22 protein-coding genes are annotated in these 18,547 nt (G+C 36.6%); 17 read left to right on the forward strand and 5 right to left on the reverse strand.

Annotated features, from left to right (window positions below):
• The first annotated feature begins 2 nt into the window (after nt 1-2).
• From glmS to AC3RVG_RS15290, 3 genes are all read left to right on the forward strand, one after another.
• The gene (glmS, locus tag AC3RVG_RS15280; protein WP_489692346.1) at nt 3-1,850 is read left to right on the forward strand and encodes a glutamine--fructose-6-phosphate transaminase (isomerizing); all 1,848 of its coding nucleotides are present in this window, start codon (nt 3-5) and stop codon (nt 1,848-1,850) included.
• A gap of 330 nt (nt 1,851-2,180) precedes the next feature.
• Nucleotides 2,181-3,686, forward strand: a complete 1,506-nt coding sequence (atpD, locus tag AC3RVG_RS15285; protein WP_489692347.1) for a F0F1 ATP synthase subunit beta — start codon at nt 2,181-2,183, stop codon at nt 3,684-3,686.
• A 72-nt stretch (nt 3,687-3,758) separates the two neighbouring features.
• Nucleotides 3,759-4,034, forward strand: coding sequence for a FoF1 ATP synthase subunit delta/epsilon (locus AC3RVG_RS15290; protein WP_489692348.1), 276 nt, complete (start codon nt 3,759-3,761; stop codon nt 4,032-4,034).
• 135 nt (nt 4,035-4,169) lie between these two features.
• Here AC3RVG_RS15290 and AC3RVG_RS15295 read toward each other — a convergent pair whose 3' ends face one another.
• Together AC3RVG_RS15295 and AC3RVG_RS15300 are read right to left on the reverse strand one after the other, a co-directional pair.
• Nucleotides 4,170-4,481 (reverse strand): type II toxin-antitoxin system RelE/ParE family toxin, encoded by a 312-nt coding sequence (locus AC3RVG_RS15295; RefSeq protein ID WP_489692349.1) that lies wholly within the window; start codon nt 4,479-4,481, stop codon nt 4,170-4,172.
• A complete protein-coding gene (locus tag AC3RVG_RS15300) occupies nt 4,468-4,743 on the reverse strand; it encodes a type II toxin-antitoxin system ParD family antitoxin (RefSeq protein WP_489692350.1) in 276 nt (91 codons plus the stop codon). The genes AC3RVG_RS15295 and AC3RVG_RS15300 overlap by 14 nt, the downstream gene beginning before the upstream one ends.
• Before the next feature lie 138 nt (nt 4,744-4,881).
• Here AC3RVG_RS15300 and AC3RVG_RS15305 point away from each other — a divergent pair, with 138 nt between their 5' ends.
• The 8 genes from AC3RVG_RS15305 to AC3RVG_RS15340 all read left to right on the forward strand — a co-directional run bounded on the left by AC3RVG_RS15305 (nt 4,882) and on the right by AC3RVG_RS15340 (nt 10,420).
• A complete protein-coding gene (locus tag AC3RVG_RS15305) occupies nt 4,882-5,394 on the forward strand; it encodes a hypothetical protein (protein ID WP_489692351.1) in 513 nt (170 codons plus the stop codon).
• A 65-nt stretch (nt 5,395-5,459) separates the two neighbouring features.
• Nucleotides 5,460-6,314 carry a cupin-like domain-containing protein gene (locus AC3RVG_RS15310; protein ID WP_489692352.1) on the forward strand — a complete coding sequence of 285 codons (855 nt, stop codon included), beginning with the start codon at nt 5,460-5,462 and terminating at the stop codon, nt 6,312-6,314.
• 154 nt (nt 6,315-6,468) lie between these two features.
• Complete coding sequence (locus AC3RVG_RS15315; protein ID WP_489692353.1) at nt 6,469-7,050, forward strand: hypothetical protein; 582 nt, start codon at nt 6,469-6,471, stop codon at nt 7,048-7,050.
• Nucleotides 7,047-8,459: a flotillin family protein gene (locus AC3RVG_RS15320; RefSeq protein WP_489692354.1), complete on the forward strand. Its 1,413-nt coding sequence runs from the start codon at nt 7,047-7,049 to the stop codon at nt 8,457-8,459. Before AC3RVG_RS15315 ends, AC3RVG_RS15320 begins: the two co-directional genes overlap by 4 nt.
• Nucleotides 8,460-8,534: 75 nt before the next feature.
• Nucleotides 8,535-8,990, forward strand: a complete 456-nt coding sequence (locus AC3RVG_RS15325) for a YcxB family protein (RefSeq protein WP_489692355.1) — start codon at nt 8,535-8,537, stop codon at nt 8,988-8,990.
• 168 nt (nt 8,991-9,158) lie between these two features.
• Nucleotides 9,159-9,590 carry a hypothetical protein gene (locus AC3RVG_RS15330; protein WP_489692356.1) on the forward strand — a complete coding sequence of 144 codons (432 nt, stop codon included), beginning with the start codon at nt 9,159-9,161 and terminating at the stop codon, nt 9,588-9,590.
• Between the two features lie 267 nt (nt 9,591-9,857).
• A complete protein-coding gene (locus tag AC3RVG_RS15335; RefSeq protein ID WP_489692357.1) occupies nt 9,858-10,079 on the forward strand; it encodes a DUF433 domain-containing protein in 222 nt (73 codons plus the stop codon).
• Nucleotides 10,079-10,420, forward strand: a complete 342-nt coding sequence (locus AC3RVG_RS15340) for a DUF5615 family PIN-like protein (protein ID WP_489692358.1) — start codon at nt 10,079-10,081, stop codon at nt 10,418-10,420. The genes AC3RVG_RS15335 and AC3RVG_RS15340 overlap by 1 nt, the downstream gene beginning before the upstream one ends.
• A gap of 47 nt (nt 10,421-10,467) precedes the next feature.
• Here the strand turns inward: AC3RVG_RS15340 and AC3RVG_RS15345 are convergent, their stop codons facing one another.
• From AC3RVG_RS15345 to AC3RVG_RS15355, 3 genes are all read right to left on the reverse strand, one after another.
• Nucleotides 10,468-10,944, reverse strand: a complete 477-nt coding sequence (locus tag AC3RVG_RS15345; protein ID WP_489692359.1) for a regulatory protein RecX — start codon at nt 10,942-10,944, stop codon at nt 10,468-10,470.
• 209 nt (nt 10,945-11,153) lie between these two features.
• On the reverse strand, nt 11,154-12,698 hold the full coding sequence (locus AC3RVG_RS15350) for an Rne/Rng family ribonuclease (protein WP_489692360.1): 1,545 nt from the start codon (nt 12,696-12,698) through the stop codon (nt 11,154-11,156).
• Nucleotides 12,699-13,048: 350 nt separating this feature from the next.
• Nucleotides 13,049-13,339 carry an HU family DNA-binding protein gene (locus AC3RVG_RS15355; RefSeq protein ID WP_014782104.1) on the reverse strand — a complete coding sequence of 97 codons (291 nt, stop codon included), beginning with the start codon at nt 13,337-13,339 and terminating at the stop codon, nt 13,049-13,051.
• 128 nt (nt 13,340-13,467) lie between these two features.
• Between AC3RVG_RS15355 and mutY the strand changes: the two genes are divergently transcribed.
• The 6 genes from mutY to rplU all read left to right on the forward strand — a co-directional run bounded on the left by mutY (nt 13,468) and on the right by rplU (nt 18,530).
• Complete coding sequence (gene mutY, locus AC3RVG_RS15360) at nt 13,468-14,550, forward strand: A/G-specific adenine glycosylase (RefSeq protein WP_489692361.1); 1,083 nt, start codon at nt 13,468-13,470, stop codon at nt 14,548-14,550.
• A 110-nt stretch (nt 14,551-14,660) separates the two neighbouring features.
• The gene (locus AC3RVG_RS15365; protein WP_489692362.1) at nt 14,661-15,116 is read left to right on the forward strand and encodes a single-stranded DNA-binding protein; all 456 of its coding nucleotides are present in this window, start codon (nt 14,661-14,663) and stop codon (nt 15,114-15,116) included.
• 21 nt (nt 15,117-15,137) lie between these two features.
• Complete coding sequence (locus AC3RVG_RS15370) at nt 15,138-16,472, forward strand: gliding motility-associated protein GldE (protein ID WP_489692363.1); 1,335 nt, start codon at nt 15,138-15,140, stop codon at nt 16,470-16,472.
• Nucleotides 16,459-17,022, forward strand: coding sequence for a gliding motility lipoprotein GldD (gene gldD, locus AC3RVG_RS15375; RefSeq protein ID WP_489692364.1), 564 nt, complete (start codon nt 16,459-16,461; stop codon nt 17,020-17,022). The genes AC3RVG_RS15370 and gldD overlap by 14 nt, the downstream gene beginning before the upstream one ends.
• 89 nt (nt 17,023-17,111) lie before the next feature.
• Complete coding sequence (locus tag AC3RVG_RS15380; RefSeq protein ID WP_489692365.1) at nt 17,112-17,570, forward strand: DUF4199 domain-containing protein; 459 nt, start codon at nt 17,112-17,114, stop codon at nt 17,568-17,570.
• A gap of 201 nt (nt 17,571-17,771) precedes the next feature.
• Complete coding sequence (gene rplU / locus AC3RVG_RS15385) at nt 17,772-18,530, forward strand: 50S ribosomal protein L21 (protein ID WP_489692366.1); 759 nt, start codon at nt 17,772-17,774, stop codon at nt 18,528-18,530.
• Nucleotides 18,531-18,547: the final 17 nt, after the last annotated feature.

Raw genomic sequence — 18,547 nt, forward strand, 5'->3', positions numbered from 1 at the left:
TTATGTGTGGAATTGTAGGCTATATTGGCAAAAGAGAAGCATACCCCATTATTCTTAACGGATTAAAACGCTTAGAATACAGAGGATATGACAGTGCAGGAATTGCACTTTTTGACGGCACTGATATTCAACTTTGCAAAACAAAAGGCAAAGTTGCAAACCTGGAGACTAAAGCCAATAAAGAGATTACCCGAAAAGGAAATTTGGGAATTGGTCATACTCGTTGGGCTACCCACGGAATACCAAACGATGTAAACAGCCACCCGCACTATTCTAATAGTGGTGATCTAGTTATAATACATAACGGTATAATTGAAAATTACGGTTCACTTAAAAAAGAATTGATAAAAAGAGGATACACTTTTAAATCTGACACAGATACCGAGGTTCTAGTAAACCTTATTGAGTATATTCAAATTAAAGAAAACGTAAAACTTGGAAAAGCCGTGCAGATTGCTTTAAACCAAGTGGTAGGTGCTTATGCAATAGCACTTTTTGACAAAAAGAAGCCTAACGAAATTGTGGTTGCAAAACTGGGCAGTCCATTGGCAATTGGTATTGGCGATGACGAATTTTTTGTGGCCAGCGATGCTTCACCCTTTATTGAATTTACGAACAATGCCATCTATTTGGAAGATGATGAAATGGCAATTATTCGTCTTGGGCGCGATGTGAAAATTCGCAAAATAAAAGACGATATACTTGTTGCACCGTATATTCAAGAACTTCAACTTAATTTGGAGCAAATTGAAAAAGGAGGCTATGAGCATTTTATGCTTAAAGAAATTTACGAACAGCCTTCTGTTATTAAAGATACCTATCGAGGAAGATTACTTGCCGATAAAGGAATAGTAAGACTTGGCGGACTTGAAGATTATATAGAGAAATTTATAAATGCAGACCGCATTATAATTGTTGCTTGCGGAACTTCGTGGCATGCAGGCTTAGTAGCCGAATATATTATTGAAGATTTAGTACGCATTCCGGTAGAAGTAGAATACGCTTCTGAGTTCCGTTATCGCAATCCAATTATTTCAGAGAAAGATGTGGTTATCGCTATTTCTCAAAGTGGTGAAACAGCAGATACACTTGCTGCAATAAAACTTGCAAAGTCAAAAGGCGCTTTCGTTTATGGGGTTTGTAACGTTGTTGGCTCTACTATTTCAAGAGAAACCCATACAGGTACATATACACACGCCGGGCCAGAAATTGGCGTTGCTTCTACTAAAGCGTTCACAACACAAATAACAGTTTTAACAATGATGGCGTTGCGTTTGGCAAAAGCCAAAGGCACTATTAGCCAAAGCGATTTTATGCTTTATTTACGAGCGCTAGAATTGATTCCAAGCCAAGTTGAAGAAGCTCTAAAAACAGATGATAAAATAGAGGAAATCTCTGCTGTTTTTAAAGATGCTACAAACTTCCTTTACTTAGGAAGAGGTTACAACTTTCCAGTAGCTTTGGAAGGTGCTTTAAAACTAAAGGAGATTTCATACATCCACGCAGAAGGTTATCCCGCTGCCGAAATGAAGCACGGACCAATTGCTTTGATAGATGAACAAATGCCTGTTGTGGTTATTGCTATAAAAAGCGATCATTACGATAAGGTTGTAAGCAACATTCAAGAAATAAAAGCTAGAAAAGGAAAAATTATCGCCGTGGTTACTAAAGGTGATACTGTGGTAAAAGAAATGGCAGACTACGTTATGGAAGTGCCACATACAGCAGAAGCTTTAACACCTCTATTAACAACCATTCCTTTGCAATTGCTTTCCTATCACATTGCAGTAATGTTAGGCAGAAATGTAGATCAGCCACGTAATTTGGCGAAATCTGTTACTGTTGAATAATATTTCTTAGGGAAGAGAAACAAGAAAATTAATAAAATGATTTGCGGCTTGAACTACTTTGTGGTTTCAAGCCGTTTTCTTTTGATTTCCATAATTCATTTTTTGAAAATATCCTGTTTCCTGTTTTCCTATGGTTCTAAATTAAGGGCATGAAACTTTGATTTCACAACACTTCAGAGGTTTTTGAAACCTTTAAGGTGTTTTACTATATAACCGTAAATTTTTTCAACATTCACGTTGCAATTTTCATTCAGAAAAAACTATCTTTGCACCGTTCAAAACAGGGGTGGTTTATTCGCCCTTAGATAACTATAAAATAAACAGTTACTCATGTCACAAAGCATAGGAAAAGTTGCACAGATTATTGGCCCGGTAGTTGACGTTGCGTTTGATAGCGGATCGGAACTTCCAAAAATATACGACTCGTTAGAGGTAAACAACAACGGAAACCTTTTGGTTCTTGAAGTTCAATCGCACATTGGCGAGAGCATGGTACGAACCATATCAATGGATTCTACTGACGGTTTAAGCCGTGGTGTAGATGCAGTTGCAACTGGAGCACCTATTCAAATGCCAATCGGTGATGATATATACGGTCGACTTTTCAACGTAATTGGCGATGCTATTGACGGTATCGGAAACTTGCCAAAAGCTGGCGATAATGGTCTTCCTATTCACCGTGATGCACCAAAATTTGAAGATCTTTCAACTTCTACCGAAGTTCTTTTCACAGGTATTAAAGTAATCGACCTTATTGAGCCTTATGCAAAAGGTGGTAAAATTGGTCTTTTTGGTGGTGCTGGTGTAGGTAAAACGGTACTTATTCAGGAGTTGATTAACAATATCGCGAAAGGCCACGGTGGTCTTTCAGTATTCGCTGGTGTAGGTGAACGTACTCGTGAGGGTAATGACTTGCTTCGCGAAATGCTTGAGTCTGGCATTATAAAATACGGTGATGACTTTATGCATTCTATGGAAAATGGTGGATGGGATCTTTCAAAAGTTGACAAAACTGTAATGAAAGAATCTAAAGCTACTTTCGTATTCGGACAAATGAATGAGCCACCTGGAGCACGTGCACGTGTTGCACTTTCAGGCTTGACTATTGCTGAGTACTTCCGTGATGGAGCTGGCGAAGGTCAAGGGAAAGATGTACTTTTCTTCGTAGATAACATTTTCCGTTTTACACAAGCAGGTTCTGAGGTTTCTGCACTTTTAGGGCGTATGCCTTCAGCGGTAGGTTACCAACCAACTTTGGCGACAGAGATGGGTGCAATGCAAGAGCGTATTACTTCAACTAAAAGAGGTTCTATTACTTCTGTACAGGCGGTTTATGTACCTGCAGATGATTTAACAGATCCAGCACCGGCAACAACGTTTGCCCACTTGGATGCTACAACTGTACTTTCACGTAAAATTGCTGAGCTAGGTATTTATCCAGCAGTAGATCCATTAGATTCTACTTCTAGAATTCTTACTGAGTCTATTCTTGGAAAAGAACACTACGGCTGTGCTCAAAAAGTAAAAGAGCTTTTACAGCGTTATAAAGAATTACAAGATATTATCGCGATTCTTGGTATGGAAGAACTTTCTGAAGAAGATAAAATGGCTGTAGGTCGCGCGCGTCGTGTACAGCGTTTCCTTTCTCAGCCTTTCCACGTAGCAGAGCAATTTACAGGTATTCCTGGAGTTTTAGTTGATATTAAAGAAACTATTAAAGGTTTCAACATGATTATGGATGGCGAATTAGATCACCTTCCAGAAGCAGCCTTCAACTTAAAAGGAACTATCGAGGAAGCAATTGCCGCTGGTGAGAAAATGCTTGCTGAAGTCTAAAAAAAGTATGCAGTATTCAGTGGCAGTTAGCAGTAACTGCCAACTGTAACTGCGAACTGAAAACTTATAAATATGTACTTAGAAATAGTAACCCCCGAAGCATCTTTAGTTGCTGGTGAAGTAGAAAGTGTAACTGTTCCAGGAGTGGATGGTGAATTCCAAATGCTGAACAACCACGCGCCTATCGTTTCTGTTTTACAGGAAGGAAAAGTGAAATTTAAAGGAAACCCTACTATTGCAGAAGGATTTCAGAATAAATTCACCCAAGAAGATGGCAAATGGATTCTTCATATTTCTGGAGGAACCGTTGAGTGCAATCATAATAAAGTAATGGTGTTGGCAGATTAAATTCTGAATACCTTTAAAATATAAAATCCCAGATTCCTAATAATGGAGTTTGGGATTTTTCGGTTTTTTGAGCAATTTTCACTTGTTAGTAGGAAGTGGAAAACTTTATCGGTCTTTCTTTATTTCAAATTGTTATTAGAAGTATTCCTCGACGTTTTGGCTTTGATGTAAAACTCTGACTATAAGAATTGTTTTATCATATATTGAATAGAAAATGATATGAGATTGGTATGGTATGCTTCGGATATTTTCAGTAATATCTTTTCTTAAGATACCTTCTTCGGGAAAAATTGTTAATTGCTCCAGAAGATGATGAATACCTTCTAAATATTCCTCCGCTTGTGTAAATCCAGATTCCAAAAAAGAATAATTAAAAATACTCTCAAGATCGGAATCGGCAAGTTCTGAAAGTTCATAATTCCCATCAGTATGCTCAGTAGATACCATGTTCCGCCCTCTTTGCGTCTATTATATCTTTTACAGTCCTATTACTTACCCCACTATCAACGCCCTTTTCTATTTCCACACGCAAATTATCTAACTTTCTATCATTAATCTCATGGGCACGTAAGGCCTCGCGAACTACTTCGCTCGCATTCATATAATCACCCGACTTTACTTTATCGTCAATATATTTTCGTTGTTTTTCTGTTAGGCTAACATTCATAACTTTTCGCTTTATAAATATAAAAGTACGACTTATGTCCATATTTAGCAAATATGGACATAACGTTAATTGAAATTATACATATACTGGAAATAAGAATTTTTCACTTAAATACTAAGTCTATAAGTTTAAAAGCTTTTTTTTGGAAGCATTGTCATTTTTTTATACATTTATTCAAGAATGAAGCAAAACGAAATCTTAATTTCACAAGGCAATCGTCCTTGGTGGCAGACTATTATTGCTGCTCTTTTTTTCACAGGGATGGTCGTCTTTTTATATATGTTTTTTATAACCTTTAATAGTGCGACTGAAAAGGCTCTCAAAACCTCACTAAGCTTATTAGAAATGGCAATTTTTTTATTTGCTGCAGGAGTTGGCTTCTCAATTGTACGTGACTACCATTTCAATTTTGAAGAAAAAAAGTATAAAATACTCTTTTGCGTAGGTCCAGTGAAACTTGGTAGTTGGAAAAATTTTAAAAATCTAGAATACATTTCGGTTTTCAAAAACAGTAAAAACGATTTCGAAATAAACCTTTGGTACGACAGAAACAGGCATTTTAACCTCACAATTCTTGGCAAAGCTAGCACAGCTCTTATTGTAGGTAAAGAATTGTCAAATAAGTTGAAAATTGAACTTTATGACGCTACAGACCCACACAATTCAAAGTGGATTGATGATTTAAATCCTTAAAGTTATATTAACACTTCGTTCAACACTGCCATGAGATTTGTAGCTTTGCCTTGAAGGAAAACACTATGCAATTAAAGCAGATAGACAGGGTAAAAACTATTACCAAAGAAGATTTTCTAAAAAATTATTATAAGCCCCAAAAACCAGTTGTAATAGAACGGTTTGTTGAGGATTGGCCTGCATTCTCTAAATGGGATCTCGATTACATGGCTGAGGTTGCTGGTGATAAAACAGTTCCACTTTACGACAATCGCCCAGTAAGCCATAAAGATGGTTTCAACGAACCGCACGCCAAAATGAAAATGCGCGAGTATGTAGAACTTTTAAAAAAAGAGCCCACTAAATACCGCATTTTTCTTTGGAATATTTTAAAGGAAGTACCCCAACTCCAAAAGGACTTTAACTATCCAGATTTCGGATTGAAATTAATGAAAGGCCTACCAATGCTTTTCTTCGGTGGAAAAGATTCGTATACTTTTATGCATTACGACATCGATTTGGCGAATATTTTTCACTTTCACTTTCAAGGAAAAAAAGAAGTAATTCTATTTGATCAAAAGCAGAACGACTATCTGTATAAAATTCCGCATTCCTTAATTACCCGCGAGGATATAGATTTCCACAACCCAGATTACGATAAATGGCCCGCGCTAAAAAAAGCGGAAGGTTACATCACTAATTTAGAACACGGTAACGTTTTGTATATGCCCGAAGGTTACTGGCACTATATGCGGTATATTACACCTGGGTTCTCCATGAGTTTGAGAGCAATCGCCCGCAACCCAAAAAACTTGGCTAAAGCCCTTTATAACATTGGAATTATGCGTTATTACGACCAATTAATGCGAAAGTTGAAAGGTCAAGAATGGATTGATTGGAAAAACGAACAAGCAATTGTTCGAACTAACAAAATGCTTTAGTTTAGAAGTATTACCTAACCATCTTTCAAAGCTCCTTTAAATTCTATTTTAAATACTTTTCAAAAAACGATACTATTCGTTTCGATTCATTGCACCATTTTCATAAAGTTCCTATCTTACCCAGATAAATTACACCAATTTAACAACCCAACCAATGAACGAATGGTTTGCAGCTTTTGAGCCTTTTGAAAAGGTCTACTGGTCCATTGCCTTAATTGCTTCCGGAATTTTTATCATTCTTATGATTCTAACCTTTATAGGTGGCGAATTTGACGATACTGGCGATGTAGATAGCGATATAGATGGCGACACAGGAATAGATTTTCAGTTTCTTTCAATTAAAAATTTAATCGGTTTTTTCACCATATTTGGATGGACGGGTATTGCCTGTCTGGGCGAAGGCCTTTCCAAGGGGTTAACCATTTTAATTTCCGTGGCATGCGGGCTGCTGATGATGACAATAATGGCTTCATTATTTTATTATTTAGGAAAACTAAACAGCAGTGGCTCATTAAAAATTAAAAACGCACTTAACCAAGTGGGCGAAGTTTACCTCACTATCGGTGCCAACCGCTCTAGAATTGGCAAAGTACACATTAATGTTCAAGGCGGAATGCGCGAACTTGAAGCACTTACCGACGAAACCACAGATCTTCACCAAGGAGACATAATAACGGTAACCGAAACAACGGGTACCGGAATTTTAATCGTTACCAAACACACCCCCAAATCATGACATTTCTACAACTACAAGTAGAATCCTTTGCTCCATTATTGGCCATCGGATTCGCAATTTTATTTGTTTTCATCATTCTTATAACCTTTATAAGGAGATATAAACGTTGCCCTTCAGACCGTATTTTAGTAGTTTATGGAAAGGTAGGCACAGGAAACTCAGCTCGATGTATTCACGGTGGTGCGGCTTTTATTTGGCCTGTAATTCAAGATTACGAATATCTTGATTTAACACCCATGTCTATTGAAGTAAACTTGGTTAACGCCTTAAGTAAACAGAATATTCGTGTAAACGTACCTTCCCGGTTTACCATTGGTATTTCTACAGAACCGGCTGTTATGATGAATGCTGCCGAACGTTTGTTAGGACAAGGTTTAGAGCAAATTCAAGAACTTGCAAAAGAGATTATTTTTGGGCAATTGCGTTTGGTTGTTGCTTCCATGGATATTGAAGAAATAAACAACGACAGAGATAAGTTTTTGACCAATATTTCAAACAGCGTTGAATCTGAATTGAAGAAAGTAGGTCTAAAACTAATCAACGTAAACATTACAGATATTGTTGACGAATCTGGCTATATTGAAGCTTTAGGAAAAGAAGCTGCAGCCCACGCAATAAACGCTGCTCGTAAGTCTGTAGCCGAAAAAGTTAGAGATGGTTCCATTGGAGAAGCGAACGCAGTACAGGATCAACGTACACAAGTAGCAGCTGCAAATGCACAGGCGGTGGAAGGTGAAAACCTTGCAAAGATTAATGTTGCAAATTCAGATTCGTTACGTCGTCAGCGTGAAGCTGAAGCAGAAAGAGTTGCAATTGCTTCCGAAAAAGTACAATCTGCAAAAGCACTGGAAGAATCTTATATTGCTGAACAAGCAGCCGAAATTACCCGTGCCGAAAGAGAACGAAGCACCCAACTGGCAGATATTATTGTTCCTGCAGAAATTGACAAGCGAAGAGTAGAAATAGACGCCGAAGCAGATGCCGAAAGAATAAGACGCCTCGCGAAAGGGGAAGCCGACGCTATATTATTTAAAGCTCAAGCCGAAGCGCAAGGTATTTTTGAAATCCTAACCAAACAAGCCGAAGGTTTTGATAGAATCGTAAAGGCCGCCGGAAATAGTTCCAAAGATGCAGTCCTTTTATTAATAGCAGATAAATTACCAGAATTAGTAAAACTTCAAGCTGAAGCTATTAAAAATATTAAAATAGATAAAGTTACGGTTTGGGAAAATGGATCTTCAAAAGATGGTAAAACTGCAACTTCCAACTTTATTTCGGGAATGTACGGTTCTGTGCCGCCACTTCAGGAAATGTTTAATATGGCTGGTATGGAATTACCAGAATATTTGAAGGGGAAGAAAATTGAGGATGTTACTGAAGAAAATAACGATGGGGATTTGCAAAAATAATATTGAATTATATAATGTTAGATTTGGTTATCCCTGTGTTGTTTATACACATGTTGACAATAATTTGAAAAAATAGTGAATAAAGAAAAAATATCGCAGTCTGACAGAATAAAGATTTTCCTAAATGAATATTATTTTGGATACGGAATTTATTTCTCAATCTTGAGAATCATCGGTGGACCGATAATTTTTATAATGGGATTGAATTTATACTTTAACGGAAATACGAAATTCGGAATCAGTTACTCAGGTTTTACGATATTTTTTGGAATTTATTATTTGCTCAAACCGCTAATTATCATTTGGACTCAAAAGGCTTGGTTCAAAAACTTTGACCTTGATTATGAAATTGAAAATGAAAAAATAATTATTTATTCTGATAAAAGTAAATCGGAATTAGATTATTCTGATTTGAAAACGGTTAAGAAAAGAAAAACATATTTTGCGCTGAAAACAAAATCAAAACAAGGATTTTATTTACCAATTAAGTTACTGGAACCAAATGAGCTTGCTATTTTGAACAAACTGTAAAAAAACTAAAGGCAACACAGTATAAAAGCAATGATTTGGTCATTGTCCATTTGGAAAGGTTTGTGACGAATGACGCCATAACTCATTTACATAAACATTGTACTACATTCCTTAAAAAAAATGACGTCAGTTATTAAAAGAATTAGTTTCTCACTAACATATGCCCTAATGTTTGGCATAGTTTCAAGCATTGCTGCATTAGTATTTGCTACTGAAACAGCAGGTGAGGGCTGGGAGTTATTGTGGTTTTATGCTGGAAGTGCAGGATTCATTACCGCTTATGCTCTATCTAAATATTTCATAGAACGCAAGGCGGATTACAACATTGGAAGAATCATAATAGTTGCTCTTATTGTTGCTTTTTTAAGTCATTGGCTTTGCTGGTATGAAGCAATATTTGTCAATTTCATAAAATGGAAATATTTTGGAATGCAAATTTTTGGAGACCCGTTCAACCCTTTAAATGGAATTTATGGAGCTTTGATGATGTCATTTCTTAGTATTCTTTTTTTTGGATGGACTGCTTTTCCAATTTCCGTAGGACTTGCAACACTTACGAAAAGAATAAAACGTTCCACAACAAAACCTAAACTGAGTTAAAACGCAGTTTGTCCAAAGCTTCAGACCTATACCAACAGTACAATCATTAACTGCTGTCAATATATTTTTGATTACGATAACATTCGGGGTTGGGTATTCAACATATAGATTTTCGTAGAAAAAAGATTTTGAAGTCACCTCCGCTGTCGAGAGTTTGTAACTCGTACCACCAATCAGTTAAGCCTCTATTCTTATCTATCAAAACTTCCGAAAAATACTTTCTTGCTTCTTCAATAAAAAAAATTGTATTTTAGATAAAAAATTAAAATGGTTGATTATAAAAAATATATAACAATTGACCCAAACAAAAGATTTGGAAAACCTGTAATAGCCGGCACACGTATTTCAGTATATGATGTTCTGAATTGGCTTGCCAATGGCATGACCAAAAAAGAAATTTTAGCTGACTTCCCAGAGCTAGACGAGGATGGAATAAATGCTTGTTTATCGTTTGCTGCAAATAGGGAAAACAGAATTAGAGTTGCATAATGAAGCTCTTATTTGACCAAAATATATCTTTTCGAATTATAAATAAAATACAATCCATTTTTCCTGATTCAAAACAGGTAAGAACATTAGCGTTGGAAAATGCTTCAGACATCGAAATATGGCATTACGCAAAAGCAAATGATTTTACGATTATAACATTCGATGCAGACTTTGCCGATATTGCAAATATAAAAGGATCTCCACCCAAAATCATTTGGCTAAGAACTGGGAATATGACAACAAATAACATTGTTGGAATAATGGAAAATCATCAAAACATAATCTTTGACTTTTGTGTAAATCCAGATTATAAAGATGTTGCTTGTTTGGAAATTGAGTAAAATCTGGTAATTGGTGTGAGTTGTTTTCTTTCTCCGCGCAAAGAATATCATTTTGAAATCTCCCCAACCTTCCCATAAATCATTTCGCTCTCCCACCCGCGATAAAAAAGATAGTCGGCCAGTTTTTTTCGTTTCTTCTGTAGATTTGTTTCAGAAACCAATTGCCGCAGTCGCTTTTCTGCCAAGGCTTCAAAGGTTTTATAGTATTCTGAATCGGGTATTTCTTTTAAGGCAATCTGAATATTGTATTTTGAAATATCGCGTCGCTTTAATTCGTTTACAATTCTATTTCTGCCCCATTTTTTCACTCTAAATTTTCCACGTGCAAAGGCTTGCGCAAAGCGGGTTTCATTTAAAAAATTGTGTTTAAGCAGATGATCAATTATTTCATCTATTGCTAATGGAATCATCCGCATTTCATAAAGCTTTTGGTTCACTTCTTTATGGCATCGCTCTTGGTATACGCAGTAGCGCTCCACTCGCCTTTTGGCTTCTTCGACGGTATATGTTTTTTGGGTTTCCAATTATTACAGCTAGTTTTCTCTATGTTATTTGTAGCATTTCAGCGGACTCTGTGGTAAAATTAACCATAAAGAGAACAACATCATTTCACAAATTTCGCAAAGAAATATTACAACGCTCCACAATACCAACAAAAGTATCCAAAGTAACCCCAGTAACAATGGAACACAAAAAAACCCCTTCCGAAGTAAAACTTCAAAAGGGGTTTTGATTATTTAATCATTTCGCCGTCTTTATCGACAAAGTGATATTCGAGATACGTATACGCATCGCGAGGTTGAATTTTTACCCATTTTTTGTGCTCCAAAAACCATTTGGTGCGCACACTTGGGAAACCTTTGGTTAAAAAGGCGGCTATAAAAGGGTGCGTATTAAGCGTTAACTTTTTATAGTCTTTTTTGAAAAGGCTTTTTACCTCATCGTTTATTCTATTTATAACAATGATAGGCGCTTCAATTTCACCGTCGATCACATTGCTGGGATCTTCTTCACGGGTCTTGATATTCATTTCTGGCCTTACACGTTGTCGGGTTATTTGTATTAACCCAAATTTACTTGGTGGGAGAATTTTGTGCTTTGCTCTATCGTCCTTCATTTCGTCACGAAGGTGGTTGTAGAGTTGCTTGCGGTGTGTGGCATTTGCCAAATCAATAAAATCTACCACAATAATTCCTCCCATATCGCGCAACCTTAGCTGTCGTGCCACCTCGGTGGCTGCAATTAAATTCACTTCCAGCGCTGTGCCTTCTTGTGTTTTTTGCTTGTTGCTTCGGTTACCGCTGTTCACGTCTATTACGTGCATTGCTTCAGTATGTTCAATTACCAAGTAAGCTCCTTTGCTACCTGATACTGTTTTTCCGAAGGAAGTTTTAATCTGCCTGTCGATGCCAAATTTTTCAAACATCGGCACATTGGATTCATAGAACTTGACGATATTGTCTTTTTTTGGTGCAATTTCCTGCACATAATCTTTTATTTGCAAGTATAGGGTCTCATCGTCAATATGTATTGCAGAGAATGAATCGTTAAACATATCGCGGATGATAGAGGCTCCCCTGTTTAGCTCGCTCAGCACTTTTGAAGGGTGGTGCGCCCCTTGTAGCTTCTTACACATCGCTGTCCAGCGATCCATAAGGCTCTGTAAATCTTTGTCTAGTTCTGCTACTTTTTTGCCCTCGGCTACGGTGCGTATAATTACGCCAAATCCTTTTGGTTTAATGCTCGTAATTAAGCGTTTCAACCTGTCTTTTTCATCGTTAGTTTCTATTTTTTGAGAAACAGAAACACGGTCTGAAAATGGAACCAAAACTATATATCTTCCAGCTATTGAAAGCTCAGAACTAATACGTGGTCCTTTAGTGGATATGGGTTCTTTTACTATTTGAACCAAGATGGATTGATTGCTTTTTAGGGCATCATTTAAGTTGCCATGCTTATCAATCTCTTTTTCGAATGGAAACTCTTTTAAAGAGTAATCTTTTAGTTTTCCAGAACTCACGGCTTTCACAAACTTAAGCTGCGATAGCACTTTTGGGCCGAGATCGTGATAGTGTAAAAAACCATCTTTCTCGTAGCCCACATTCACGAAAGCGGCATTAAGCCCAGGAACTGTTTTACGTATTTTGGCAAGAAATATGTCGCCTACAGTAAAATTGTTACCTTCTTCTTCCTTGTGAAGTTCTATAAGTTTTCCATCCTTTAATAGGGCAAAATCAACTTCTTGTGAACCAGACCTAATAAATAATTCGTTGTTCACGTTACATTAATTTTGGTGACCGCCAAGGCGGACATATTAAACAATATTTTTCACAGATTTTATGTAAAAATCCGGCGAAACTACACCAAACCAAAAGCTGGTTGCTGCAATCTCATTTTCAAAGAACGATTTTTTGTCTGTTTTATTCGGTAATTGCACCAAAAAGGTGCAATTTTCGAAACACTTTTAAAACAGAAAAAGTAGTTTTGAAACTACTTTTTCTTTTTGTGGCGGTTAGCGCGACGTCTTTTCTTGCGCTTGTGAGTCGCTACCTTATGTCTTTTTCTTTTTTTACCACTTGGCATACTAAAGTCATTTTTAATGTTCCACTAATGCAGAACGGGTTAGTATTATTTTACGTCCACGTTGGTTTTTACACCTTCAACAAATACTTTTGCAGGTTTAAAAGCCGGAATATTGTGGGCAGGAATTTTAATCGTTGTATTCTTAGAAATGTTACGTCCTGTTTTTTCAGCTCTTGTTTTGATAATAAAACTTCCAAAACCTCTTAAATAAACATTGTCTCCACCTTCTAAAGAATTTTTTACTTCTTCCATAAAGGTTTCAACAGTAGCTTGCACTTCATTCTTTTCCATTCCTAGCTTTTCTGAAATCTTGGCTACGATATCTGCTTTCGTCATTACATGTAAATTTTAATTAATTATTCTTTTCTAGATTTTTTTTAAGACCGCAAATATACATATTTTAAAATCAATAATTCAAACCTTAATCCTTTAAAATTTAATGGGATATAGATTAATTTTACCCAATGCCTAAATTAGCCCCATTTTTTTCCAAAAAGCTCATTGCGTGGTATTTACAAAATAAACGCGAACTCCCGTGGCGCAAGACATTGAACCCGTACCACATTTGGCTCTCCGAAATCATGCTTCAACAAACTCGTGTTTTGCAAGGTTTGCCCTACTTTTTGAAGTTTGTGGAAGCTTATCCGAAAATAGAAGATTTAGCAAACGCAGCAGAAGACGAAGTTTTAAAGCTTTGGCAAGGTTTGGGTTATTATTCGCGAGCGCGAAACTTACACACCACTGCAAAAATAGTTTCCGAAGAATTGAATGGTGTTTTCCCCAGCAACTACAAAGATTTATTGAAATTGAAGGGTGTTGGCGATTATACGGCTAGTGCCATCGCCAGTATTTCGTTCAACCAGCCCGAAGCCGTTGTGGACGGAAATGTATATCGTGTGCTTTCACGTTATTTCGGTATTGCTACTCCTATTAATACAACCGCTGGACAAAAGGAATTTAAAAAACTTGCTCAACAACTTATTGACACAGATCAGCCCGGCACGTTTAACCAAGCTATTATGGAGTTTGGCGCTCGCCACTGTGTGCCTCAAAACCCCGATTGCGAAAGCTGTATTTTTAATGACAACTGCATAGCATTTCAGCAGAAAAAAGTAAAAGAGCTTCCTGTAAAAATTAAGGCAAAACCAGTTAAAATCCGGTATTTCAATTATTTGGTATTTCTCTCAGAAAAGGAATGTACAATTCTACAACAACGCACGGGAAAAGGAATCTGGCAAAAGCTTTATGAATTTCCATTAATTGAAACTTTAGAAGAAATAAATCTTTCAACATTGAAAAAACTTCCACAGTTTAATGAGCTTTCAGAAAATATAAATATTGAATCCATTTCACTATTTAATGAAAAGCCGGTTATACACAAACTTTCGCATCAACAATTAAAAACGCAATTTTGGATTGTAGAAACTTTCCGCATCAGCGAAAATGCGGAAGAAGCTGAAACCACAGTGCCAATTTCCGAAATAAGAAATTATGCAGTTCCCGTTTTAATTGCAGATTTTGTTTCGGAGTTTTTTGAGAATTATTGATTTTCTGCACTTTAAAACTAATGGATGAATTCAATTCATATAAAAATTTAAAAATTCCGTATATTTAAAACGCAAAATCTACCTTTGCACAAATTGAAAAAACAATAGTTATGAGTGGAACACTGAACAAAGTAATGTTGATTGGGCATACAGGCGATGATGTGAAAATGCATTATTTTGAAGGCGGAAACAGTTTAGGCCGTTTCCCGATTGCTACTAACGAAACCTATACTAACAAACAAACCAACGAGCGCGTTACTAATACCGAATGGCACAATATTGTAGTTCGTAACAAAGCCGCAGAAATATGTGAAAAATATTTGAAAAAAGGCGACATGGTTTATATTGAAGGCCGCCTAAAAACGCGCAAATGGCAAGATGACAAAGGGCTGGATAGATACAGCACCGAAATTCACTGTACAGACTTCACCTTTTTATCTCCAAAAGGCGAAAGCAATAATGCAGCTAATAGCAATACGGAACAAAATTCCCAGAAAACTCAGCCTGCAGCGCAACCGCAAAGCAACAATCAATCTTCTGAAGAAGGAGATGATCTTCCTTTTTAATATTTAACTAAAACCAATAACTTGGACACTGAACCCCCCGGTTTATTATATTTCTTTACCGTTTTGGATTTTTCCCAAATAACAAGCACCGTCATGCTGTTTGTTCTATTAGCCTGTTCCGCCCTTATTTCGGGTGCCGAAGTGGCTTTCTTTTCATTAACATCATCTGATTTTGAAACTAATGAAGAAAAGTCTATCACAAAAAAACTCGGGATTGTACAACGATTATTAGCGAGACCAAAAAAACTACTAGCTACAATTTTGGTGGCAAATAATTTTTTAAACATCGCCATCGTACTGCTTTTTGAATCTTTGAGCACTATCTGGTTTGACAGGTGGGATTACCCATTAAATTTATATTATTTTGAAGTAAGTGTTGTATTCCTTCTAAAAGTTGTTTTAGTAACTTTTCTAATTTTGCTTTTTGGAGAAATTCTACCAAAAATATACGCAAACAGGAATCGGATCTCGTTTGCCGTTTTTATGGCACAGCCACTTAATGTTTTAGATACGTTGCTATCTCCAATAAGTTTGCCAATGCGATCTGCTACATTATATTTACACGACCGCTACGGAAAACAAAAATCTAATATTAGTGTAGATCATCTTTCGCAAGCTTTAGAGCTTTCAAACAAAGACACTACCTACGAAGAGCAGAAAATTCTACAAGGCATCGTAACCTTCGGAAATACGGATACCAAACAGGTAATGAAAAACCGAATGGATATTTTTGCACTTAACGAAGAACAATCTTTTAAAGAAATCCTGCCAGAAATTATCCAGCGCGGTTATTCGCGTATTCCTGTTTACAAAGACAGCATGGATAATATTACCGGAATTTTATATGTGAAAGATCTAATTCCATATACCGACCGAAAAATTCTGGATTGGAAAACACTAAAACGCGATGTCTATTTTGTTCCGGAAAATAAAAAGCTCGACGATTTACTGAACGAATTTAAAGAAATGAAAATGCATCTCGCCATTGTTGTTGATGAATATGGCGGCACAAGTGGATTAATTTCTTTGGAAGATATAATCGAGGAAATTGTTGGTGAAATTAGTGATGAGTTTGACGACGAAGATTTAATTTTCTCAAAATTGGATGACAACACCTTTATTTTTGAAGGAAAAACACCGTTGAAAGATTTTTATAAAGTAATAAAACCCCAAGACCCAGAAGTCTTTGAGAACGAAAAAGGCGAAGCTGAAACCTTAGCGGGATTCCTTCTAGAAATTTCAAAAGGATTTCCGAAGAAAAACGAAATAATATCTTTCCATCATTATGCGTTTACCATTGAAGCATTTGAAGGCAAGCGCATCAAACAAATAAAACTTACTATTGAAAATATATAACGTCGCATTACTTATACTTTCCAGCTTTTTCATCCTTGCGTCGTGCCAAGACGATGTTTTGGTAAAACCTTCGGCTATGCTGCGTTTGGAATATCCAAAAGCTGAATATAACGTGATTACATCAGATTGCCCCTATTCCTTTTCAGCGAATAGAATCACGAAACTCGTTCAAAAAAACAATTGCGGCATAAATATAACGTACCCAAATATGAAGGCTACTTTATACTTAACCTATCAAGATGTGCGAAACAACAACTTAGATTCGTTGTTGCAAGACGCGCAGAAATTGGCTTATGACCACACTATAAAAGCAAACAGCATTCCTGAACAACCTTTTATAAATCCTGATAAAAAGGTTTACGGAATGTTCTACATGATTAACGGAAACGCCGCAACCCAAGCAGAATTTTACGTTACCGATAGCATTAACCACTTTTTAAACGGCGCTCTTTACTTTGATGCTAAACCCAACTTCGATTCCATCTATCCCGCAGTAGTTTATCTTCGCGAGGATATACGCAAACTAATGGAAACCATTACTTGGGAATAAACCGTTTAAGCTTCAATTTAAAAATCTTAACAAAGCATATTGAATGATTCGGCAAGTTTTCGTAACTTTTGACTGTAAAATCAACAACTATGTTCAAAGTATATTCGCGTTACGGTATTTGGATTGCAATAGCATTAATTGCATATTTTCTTCTTTTAAAATTAGTAGGACTACACCAATATCCTGTATTGAGTTCGGTAAACGGATTAATTTACGGATTGGGAATTTATATGGCAATGAAAAAATACGCCACTGGGAAAAGTAATTTCAAATACGAAAAAGGATTTCAAGTTGGTTTAGTAACAGGAGGAATAGCCTCGATAATCTTCACCATTTTTATGGCGGTTTATATGTATCAAATAGACGCAGAATTCTCTAATGCTATTATGGAAAGGTGGAATCTAGAATATGATGCAGGCACACTCATGTTACTTATTTCACTTTTAATTATGGGGTTCGCTACAACTTTGGTCTTGACGCTCGCTTTTATGCAACTTCTTAAAAGTTCTTGGAATACGCAAGATGGGAACAGAAACATCATGAAATAAAATCGTTGTAATCCTAAAAAAACAGCATTGTTTTAAGAGTTGGGCAATTGGTTCTGAAAAGATTAAATAAAAACACTTTGTCGTTTCCTTTTTTAAAATTATATTTGCAGCCCCCTACGCAAACCTTGTTTGCTTCGGCGGCTAAAGCCACCGCAAACGTTAGGGAAATTTAAGTTTAACTAATTTTATAAACGATTCGCTATGTACGCAATTGTAGAGATAGCAGGGCAGCAAGTAAAAGTTGCGAAAGACCAAAAGGTTTTTGTTAATCGTTTGCCAGTAGAAGAAGGTAAAACAGTGTCTTTTGACAATGTACTTCTTATTGGTGACGGAGACAATATTACCATTGGCGCCCCGGCTATAAACGGCGCTCAAATAGGAGCAAAAGTCGTAAAGCACCTTAAAGGTGACAAGGTTATAGTTTTCAAAAAGAAACGCCGTAAAGGATACCGTGTAAAAAACGGACACCGTCAGGCACTTTCTGAAATTGTAATCGAAAGCATTGTAGCTTCAGGAGCTACACCTGCTAAAAAGGAAGAAGCTAAGAAGGCTGAACCTAAAAAAGAAACTAAAGCTGCTGCTCCAAAAGCAAAAGCCGAAACTAAAGCACCAGCCAAGAAAACTGTTACTTCAAAAAAAGAAATTGAAGTTAGCGAAAACTTAGTATCACGTGCTGAGCACCGTGCTGAAGAATCCCAAGTTGAAATAAACATCGACAAGGTACTTCACAGTATTGGTACTGCGCTTAAAGCTGACGCTGACGATCTGAAATTGATCAACGGAATTGGTCCAGTTTACGAAGAAAAATTGAACGAACTTGGTATTTATACTTTCGAGCAAATTAGTAAACTTAAGGCTGCAGACCGTGAAGAGCTTTCAGCTATTGACGGTATTACCCGCGAAAAGATTGAATCTGACGAATGGGTGAAGCAGGCTAAGGAATTGTTGAAAAACAAATAAACAGAAAACATTAATTA

It is taken from the genome of Aequorivita sp. IT1282 (assembly GCF_058068205.1).

Coding starts and splice junctions, on each gene's coding strand:
- rplU (WP_489692366.1), top strand. CDS start 17,772: ATGTACGCAATTGTAGAGATAGCAGGGCAGCAAGTAAAAGTTGCGAAA.
- AC3RVG_RS15310 (WP_489692352.1), top strand. CDS start 5,460: ATGCAATTAAAGCAGATAGACAGGGTAAAAACTATTACCAAAGAAGAT.
- AC3RVG_RS15315 (WP_489692353.1), top strand. CDS start 6,469: ATGAACGAATGGTTTGCAGCTTTTGAGCCTTTTGAAAAGGTCTACTGG.
- AC3RVG_RS15295 (WP_489692349.1), bottom strand. CDS start 4,481: ATGGTATCTACTGAGCATACTGATGGGAATTATGAACTTTCAGAACTT.
- AC3RVG_RS15290 (WP_489692348.1), top strand. CDS start 3,759: ATGTACTTAGAAATAGTAACCCCCGAAGCATCTTTAGTTGCTGGTGAA.
- AC3RVG_RS15305 (WP_489692351.1), top strand. CDS start 4,882: ATGAAGCAAAACGAAATCTTAATTTCACAAGGCAATCGTCCTTGGTGG.
- AC3RVG_RS15355 (WP_014782104.1), bottom strand. CDS start 13,339: ATGACGAAAGCAGATATCGTAGCCAAGATTTCAGAAAAGCTAGGAATG.
- glmS (WP_489692346.1), top strand. CDS start 3: ATGTGTGGAATTGTAGGCTATATTGGCAAAAGAGAAGCATACCCCATT.
- mutY (WP_489692361.1), top strand. CDS start 13,468: ATGCCTAAATTAGCCCCATTTTTTTCCAAAAAGCTCATTGCGTGGTAT.
- AC3RVG_RS15300 (WP_489692350.1), bottom strand. CDS start 4,743: ATGGACATAAGTCGTACTTTTATATTTATAAAGCGAAAAGTTATGAAT.
- AC3RVG_RS15365 (WP_489692362.1), top strand. CDS start 14,661: ATGAGTGGAACACTGAACAAAGTAATGTTGATTGGGCATACAGGCGAT.
- AC3RVG_RS15380 (WP_489692365.1), top strand. CDS start 17,112: ATGTTCAAAGTATATTCGCGTTACGGTATTTGGATTGCAATAGCATTA.
- AC3RVG_RS15340 (WP_489692358.1), top strand. CDS start 10,079: ATGAAGCTCTTATTTGACCAAAATATATCTTTTCGAATTATAAATAAA.
- atpD (WP_489692347.1), top strand. CDS start 2,181: ATGTCACAAAGCATAGGAAAAGTTGCACAGATTATTGGCCCGGTAGTT.
- AC3RVG_RS15320 (WP_489692354.1), top strand. CDS start 7,047: ATGACATTTCTACAACTACAAGTAGAATCCTTTGCTCCATTATTGGCC.
- AC3RVG_RS15335 (WP_489692357.1), top strand. CDS start 9,858: ATGGTTGATTATAAAAAATATATAACAATTGACCCAAACAAAAGATTT.
- AC3RVG_RS15330 (WP_489692356.1), top strand. CDS start 9,159: ATGTTTGGCATAGTTTCAAGCATTGCTGCATTAGTATTTGCTACTGAA.